The sequence below is a fragment of the Arthrobacter sp. zg.Y820 genome (assembly GCF_030125555.1).
GTDB lineage: Bacteria > Actinomycetota > Actinomycetes > Actinomycetales > Micrococcaceae > Arthrobacter_B.
This window is the reverse complement of the sequence record NZ_JASKLX010000002.1, coordinates 104603-111975: the sequence shown is the minus strand read 5'-3', so window position 1 is coordinate 111975 and position 7373 is coordinate 104603. Positions and strand designations below refer to the sequence as shown.

The following is a 7373-nucleotide window of genomic DNA, read 5'->3' as shown; positions in this document are numbered from 1 at the left end:
CGCCGAACACCCTTGACACCACCCCGTGCGCACGCCAGTTGGCTATGTGGGGGGGGGGCCCGGGGGGCCCCCCACCCCGTTTTTTGTGACCGGAGAAGGTGACTAGTGGAACAACGCAAAATCAGGCTTGCAGCCGTTGGGGACGAGCTGCTGGCCGGGCACGGAGACCCGCGGGCCCTGGGCTGGCTGGGCCGAGTCTTGGCCCGCACCACGCCCGAAAACGTGAGCGTTCAGGCGTACGCACTGGCTGCGCCCCAGGAGGGGACTGAATCCCTCGCCAACCGCTGGCTGCAGGAAGCGGGACGCCGGTTCGATGACCGCTGCGAGAACCGCTTGGTAATCGGGCTGTCGGACCGCGACCTTGACCTTGGCTTGTCGACGGCGCGCAGCCGCCTCAACCTCGCCAATATCCTGGACGGTGCGGCGCAGATGAACATTAAAGTCTTCGTTGTGGGCCCCCCGCCCTGCCTGGATGCTGAGCGGAACCGCCGAATTTCGGATTTGTCCGCTGCTTTCGGCGACGTGACGACACGGCGCAAGCATGTGTATGTGGACACCCTCACCCCGCTGCTGAATCACGAGCAGTGGCGCACCGATCTGGCTTCCAACGGCGGCACTCCCGGGCAGGCAGGTTACGGCCTGATCGCCTGGCTGGTCCTGCACCGCGGGTGGTACCGCTGGCTGGACCTGCCGGAAATGAACTGAGCGGCAAGGCTTTACCGGACATCCTGAGAGGACATCCGAATAAGCCGTATTGAAATGAGGGCCCCGGCAGCAGCCGAGGGCCCTCGTTTCGTTAAGACAAACTGTGCCCGTGACACGGCACCCTTGACGCACACCGCGCCGTTGCGACACGCCCGCAGAACAGCGGGTGGAAACTCCGCGGCGCAGGCTCCGGCGACGCCCTGACATGGTCCTGCACCGCTTTTCCCCAAGCCGCTCAGGTAACGATCGGTTAACATCCGCTAACAGTTTGCACACTGGAAACAAATAGTGGCTAGTCTTTCGGACATGTGGCGGTCATCACGGCCGCTTTGGGGGAGCCGCCGATGGTGGTTCCTGACGACTCATCCTCAGTTAGGACTACGAATGCGTACAAAGCGCACGGCAACTCTTGCCGCACTTTCCGTGGGAGCGCTCTTCCTTGGCGCCTGCGGTTCAGCCGGAGGCGGCGAAACCGCCGAATCCGACACCACGGAGGACGCCAACCTCGCGTCGTCCATTTCCGTAGCCATTAGCCAGGCGCCGGACTTCTACAACGGCGGAACGTCCAAGTCCAACAGCGTGTACAACACCTACGTGGACAACCTGGTGCACAGCAACTTCTCGGAGTACAGCCCCGAAGGCGTCATCCGCAACGAGGAGTTCGGCACCTTCGAAAAGGTCAGTGATGATCCCCTGACCGTGAAGTACACCATCAACGAGGACGCCGTATGGTCCGACGGCACGCCGATCGACTTCGACGACGTCCTGCTGAACTGGGCGGCTTTCTCCGGCAAGGTCCTGGAGGGCGAAGCCGAAATCTTCGAGCCCTCCTCCAACAACGGCTACGAATACCTGTCGATGCCCGAGGGCGAAGCCGGGTCCAAGGAGTTCGAGTACGTCTACGAGACTCCGTACGCCGACTGGGAAAACGTGATGATCGGTTCCCTCATGCCCGCCCATATCGCGGCTGAGCAGGGCGGACTGAGCGTTGAAAACGACGGCGAGGCACTCGTCGCCGCGATCCAGGACAACGACCTGGCTTCCCTGAAGCCTGTTGCCGAGTTCTGGAACACCGGCTGGGGTTATGCCGAGGGCCTCCCCTCGCTTCCCGATGCAGCACTGATCCCCTCCTCCGGCCCGTACATTCTGGACAACGCAGCCGGCGGAAACCTGACGCTGACCAAGAATGAGAATTACTGGGGCGAAGAGCGCCAGGGTGCCACGGAGAGCATTGTCTTCAAGACCATCGAGGACACCGAAGCCGTGCAGGCGCTGCAGAACGGTGACGTGGACATCATTGAACCGTCCGGTCCCACCGGTGACACCAAGGACCAGATCGAAGCCATCGGTGAGTCGGTCTCCCTGCTTACCGGTACGGGCATGACGTTCACCCACATTGACCTGGACCAGTCCGAAAACGGCGTGTTCAAGGACCTCAAGGTCCGCCAGGCTTTCTCCAAGTGCGTTCCGCGCCAGGACATCGTGGACAAGTTCGTCAAGCCGGTCGACCCGGAGGCCACCGTGCTGAACCTGCGCGACTTCCAGCAGTCGCAGCCGGAATACGACGAAGTTCTTGAAGCAGCCCCGTCCGCCAGCGAATACGACGAGGTTGACCTCGAAGGCGCCAAGGCGCTGATGGAAGAGGCCGGCAAGACCGAGCCCGTTGACGTCCGTATGCTGTTCTCGTCGGCAAGCCAGGTGCGCGCCGATATCACTGCCCTGATCAAGGATTCCTGCGACCAGGCCGGCTTCAACATCATCGCCACCCCCGACGCCGAGTGGACCGCGAAGCTCGATGAGCTCGGCTCCTGGGATGCCGCACTCTTCGGCTGGTCCGGTTCAGGCCTGGTAGCCAGCGCACAGTCGATCTACGACTCCGAGGGCGTCCAGAACTACGGCAAGTTCAAGAGCGAAAAGGTCGACGAGCTGTGGGACGAAATTGCCCGCACCACTGAAGCCGACAAGGTGCTGGAGCTGAAGAAGGAACTCGAAGAGGAACTGGCCAAGGACGTCTACAACGTCGTTCTTTACACCCAGGCCGACATTGTTGCCCACAACTCCGGCATGGAGAACGTGGAGTACAACCCCACTCAGAGCGGCGTGACATGGAACGCCTTCAAGTGGACCAAGCAGGCCTAACCAAGGCCTCGCGCCTCAACGGTTAGAAGCCGGGATGGGCAGACCAGTGGTCTGCCCATCCCGGCTTTGTGCCGCAACGGCTTTTCGTACCATCCCCATAGGAGCCTTCGGTGTTCTTCTTCATCCTTAAAAGAGCGGTGACCTCGTTCTTCATCCTGCTCGCAGCCACCGTGCTGATGTTCGTCCTGGCCGTCAACTCGGGAGATCCCCTCCAAGAATTCTTCGAACTGCAAAGCGCTGAACGCGACGCACGCATCGCCCAGACCACTGCGGCGCTCCACCTGGACGAACCCGTGGCGGTTCGTTACCTGCTGTGGCTGCAGGAAGTGGGCCGGTGCATCATTCCCGGGGGCGCCGAGTGCACGCTGGGCCTGAACCGGGCCGGCAATCCCGTCATCGAACAGCTGCAGACCGCCATCGGCTCGACGTTCCGGCTCGTTGTTGTCGCCACCCTCGTCGCCCTTTTCCTCGGTGTTGCGATCGGCCTGGTCACCGCCCTGCGCCAGTACAGCGTCTTCGATTACTCCATCACCTTCGTTGCTTTCCTGCTCTTCTCCATGCCGCTGTTCTGGCTCTCCACCCTGCTCAAGCAGTACCTGGCGATCAACCTGAACACCTGGCTCTCTAATCCCCAAATGTCGTATCTGGGCATAGCAGGCATAGGACTGGTTGCCGGAATCGTCGGGGCCGTAGCCCTCGGCGGAGACCGGCGGCGCCGTCTGCGTGTCTTCGCCATTGTTGCCGTTGGCACCTCGGTCACGTTCTATCTGCTGCTCATCTCGAACTGGTTCAAAACACCGGGGCTGGGCCCGATTGGCCTGTTCTTCACGGCTTTTGGCCTGGCACTTGGCATCACGGCCATGCTGGCGGGCTTCCGCCGGCGCCGCATCCTGGTCGCCGCACTTGCCACGGCAGCCGCCGGATTCATCGGATACCTGGTGACCCAGCCTCTGATGGAAGACCCGAGCTGGACCATCATCGCCGGGCTTGCGGTCCTGACGGTGCTCGTATCACTGGCCATCGGCCACTTCGTCGGCGGACCCTATGCCAAGCAGACCCGCAACCTCACGGCAGTCATCGGCCTGAGTATCGGCTTCTTCGTCTTCATCGACGCACTCCTCGGTGCCTACCCCTCCCTGTCCCGTAAAAATGGCGGCCGTCCTATTCCCACCACCGGCTCATCGACGCCGAACCTGGAGGGCACCTTCTGGGAAATCAACCTGGATTACGCCCTGTACCTGGTACTGCCCACGATCGCCATCATGCTGATCTCTTTCGCCACGTACACCAGGTACACGCGTGCCAGCATGCTCGAAGTCATGAACCAGGACTACGTCCGGACGGCACGGGCCAAGGGCCTGAACGAACGGTCAGTGGTTGTCAAGCATGCCTTCCGCAATGCGATGATCCCCATCACCACCCTGATGGCGTTCGATTTCGCCGGAGTCCTCGGCGGTGCCGTGATCACGGAAGCCGTGTTCGGCTGGAGCGGCATGGGCAGGATGTTTACGGATGGCCTGCACGACGTCGATCCGAACGTGATCATGGCGTTCTTCCTGGTGACCGGCGTAGCCGCGGTGACCTTCAACATGCTGGCCGACATCGCGTACGCGTTCCTCGACCCGCGCATTAGCCTGAACTGATAGGCGGACATCATGACTGAAAAAATCCCGTCCGGAACCACCGGCAGCAGTCCGGAACTGACGAGCATGACTCTGGAAAGCCAGCGAACGAACATCGCAGACTCGCCCGCAACCCGGGCAGTGACTGCCGATCCGGAGATTACCGCCGCAAAAAGCCAGGGCCAGCTGGTCAGGGAGAGGTTCTTCCGCCACAAGGGTGCCCTCGCCGGCATGAGCGGACTGATCTTCATCGTCCTGCTGGCCTTCACCTCGATCGGACTCTCCGTGGGGCCGATCCGCATCCCCGGCTGGTGGCCGCATACCTTCTCGTCGGTCATGCCGATGGAAGACGGCGGAGCCCCCACACTGTCCTGGACCGGACTGGGAAACCATCCTTTCGGCCAGGACACCCTGGGACGAGACTACTTCGCCATGACCATGCGCGGGGCCCAGATTTCCCTGACCATCGCCTTCATCGTCGGCATTGTGGGCACCGCAGTCGGGACCGTCATCGGCGCCCTGGCCGGCTACTTCCGCGGCTTTACTGAAGCGGTCCTGATGCGCTTCACCGACGTCATCATCACCATCCCCCTGCTCGTCGTGGCCGCAGTGCTTGCCAGCATCGTCTCGGACTTCGGCATCGTGGTCTTTGCGGTCTTCCTTGGCCTGCTGACGTGGACCAACCTGGCCCGCATCGTCCGCGGCGAGTTCCTCTCCCTGCGGGAGAAGGAGTTTGTCGAGGCGGCCAAATCCGTCGGCGCAAGCTCGAGCCGCATCATCTTCAAGCACATCCTGCCCAACACCGTGGGCGTCATCATTGTGTCCGCGACGCTGGCGATTTCCGGCGCCATCCTGCTGGAGACCGCGCTGAGCTTCCTAGGTTTGGGCGTGCAGCCGCCGGACACCTCACTGGGCAAACTCATCAATGAGAACCGGGCGGCCATGACCACCCGCCCCTGGCTCTTCTTCTGGCCAGGCCTCTTCATCGTGGCCATTGCCCTCACCGTGAACTTCATCGGCGACGGCCTCCGGGATGCGTTTGATCCCCGACAGACAAGGAACAAGGCATGAGCTCGGCACCCCTGTACAGCGACGTCAGCCCCCTGGCATCCACGGCCCCGATCCTGGAAGTAGCGGGCCTCGGGGTCGAATTCAACGTGGACAACAAATGGGTCATGGCGGCCGAGGATGTCTCGTTCACGGTCCATCCCGGCGAGATCCTGGCGATTGTGGGCGAGTCGGGTTCCGGCAAGAGCATGTCGTCCATGGCCCTGCTGGGCCTGCTGCCGGGCAACGGCCGGTCCACCGGCAGCGCCAAGCTGCAGGGCAAGGAGCTGATCGGTGTCCCGCAGTCCGCCCTCCGGAAAATCCGCGGAAACGATATCGCCATGATTTTCCAGGAACCCATGACGGCGCTTAATCCTGTCCTGACGGTGGGCGAACAAATCAAGGAGATCATCGAACAGCACACTGATGCTTCGCCGGCCCAGGCAAAGGCCCGGGCCCTTGAGCTGCTGCGCATGGTGGAAATCCCCGAACCGGAGCGGCGCTACGATTCCTACCCGCACCAGTTCTCCGGCGGCCAGCGCCAGCGGGCCATGATTGCCATCGCCATTGCCAACGATCCCATCCTGCTCGTGGCCGATGAGCCGACCACCGCCCTGGACGTTACGGTGCAGGCGGAAGTCCTGGAGCTGCTCCGGAACCTGAACAGGCGCCTGAACAGTGCCGTCATGCTCATCACGCACGACATGGGTGTGGTCGCCGACCTTGCCGACAAGGTGGTGGTGATGGAAAAGGGCCGCATCGTTGAGGCGGCCCCCGTGGCCGAACTCTTCAACAATCCGCGCGAGGACTACACCCGGCAGCTGCTGGCTGCCGTCCCCCATCTGGGTTCCAAAGTGGGCGGAGTGCTGTCCGCGGTGGAGGTGGAAGACGACGGTTCGCTGCAAATCACCGATGCCCCGCGGGCCGTGCTCAGGGAGTCGGCGGACCTTGCCACCCCGGATGCGGGCGTAGTCCCCGCCCTGCAGCTGACGGGTGTTTCGATTGAATACCCCGGCCGCTTCCGCCAGCCGGGCTTCAAAGCCGTCTCGGACGTCTCCTTCGTCATCAACCCCGGCGAGGTTATGGGCCTGGTGGGCGAGTCCGGATCGGGGAAATCAACCATTGCCCGCGCCGTCACGGGATTGCTTCCGGTCAGCGCCGGCAGCGTGGACATCAACGGCACCAACATCGCCGGCCTCTCCCCCAAGGAGATGCTTCCCCTGCGGCGCAAATTCGCCATCGTATTCCAGGATCCCGCGGCTTCACTGAACCCGCGCATGTCCATTGGCGAATCCATCGGTGAGCCATTGTTCCTCCACGAGAAGCTCTCCCGCACTGACCTGGACCGCCGTGTTGAAGGCCTGCTGGACGACGTCCAGCTGCCAACCAACTTCCGCAACCGTTACCCCCACGAACTCTCCGGCGGGCAGCGCCAGCGCGTCGGCATTGCCCGTGCCCTCTCGCTGCGCCCGTCGCTGCTGGTGGCCGACGAACCCACGTCAGCACTGGATGTTTCGGTTCAGGCACGCGTGCTGGCCCTGCTCCAGGACCTGCAGCAGCAGTACGGCTTCGCCTGCCTCTTTGTGAGCCACGATCTGGCCGTGGTGGAAATCCTGGCCAGCCATATCGCCGTGCTGAACAAGGGGATCATGGTCGAACAGGGGTCAACGGAACAGGTGCTGAAGTATCCGCAGGACGCGTACACGCGCCGGTTGCTGGCCGCAGCGCCGGTCCCGGATCCCGCCGAGCAGGCACTGCGCCGGGAACAGCGCAACGCCATCATGGCCGCGGGCAGTTCCGTCTCGTAACCCGAAAGCATCCGGGCCCCGGTTTAGGTTGTCGGGCTCACCCTGTGGGACA

Annotated in this window: 5 protein-coding genes; all 5 read left to right on the top strand. The window is 62.8% G+C overall.

Translation table 11 applies throughout. From position 1 onward, the window contains the following. Window positions 1-105: 105 nt before the first annotated feature. The 5 genes from QNN99_RS04120 (at window position 106) to QNN99_RS04100 (ending at window position 7321) form a co-directional block, all read left to right on the top strand. Window positions 106-705 (top strand): GDSL-type esterase/lipase family protein, encoded by a 600-nt coding sequence (locus tag QNN99_RS04120; protein WP_229965164.1) that lies wholly within the window; start codon window positions 106-108, stop codon window positions 703-705. Between the two features lie 384 nt (window positions 706-1089). Beyond that, window positions 1090-2844 carry an ABC transporter family substrate-binding protein gene (locus QNN99_RS04115; RefSeq protein ID WP_229965163.1) on the top strand — a complete coding sequence of 585 codons (1755 nt, stop codon included), beginning with the start codon at window positions 1090-1092 and terminating at the stop codon, window positions 2842-2844. Between the two features lie 110 nt (window positions 2845-2954). Beyond that, window positions 2955-4487 carry an ABC transporter permease gene (locus QNN99_RS04110; RefSeq protein WP_229965162.1) on the top strand — a complete coding sequence of 511 codons (1533 nt, stop codon included), beginning with the start codon at window positions 2955-2957 and terminating at the stop codon, window positions 4485-4487. Window positions 4488-4499: 12 nt separating this feature from the next. Continuing rightward, complete coding sequence (locus tag QNN99_RS04105) at window positions 4500-5537, top strand: ABC transporter permease (protein ID WP_229965161.1); 1038 nt, start codon at window positions 4500-4502, stop codon at window positions 5535-5537. After that, window positions 5534-7321 (top strand): dipeptide ABC transporter ATP-binding protein, encoded by a 1788-nt coding sequence (locus tag QNN99_RS04100; protein ID WP_229965160.1) that lies wholly within the window; start codon window positions 5534-5536, stop codon window positions 7319-7321. The genes QNN99_RS04105 and QNN99_RS04100 overlap by 4 nt, the downstream gene beginning before the upstream one ends. Window positions 7322-7373 lie beyond the last annotated feature (52 nt).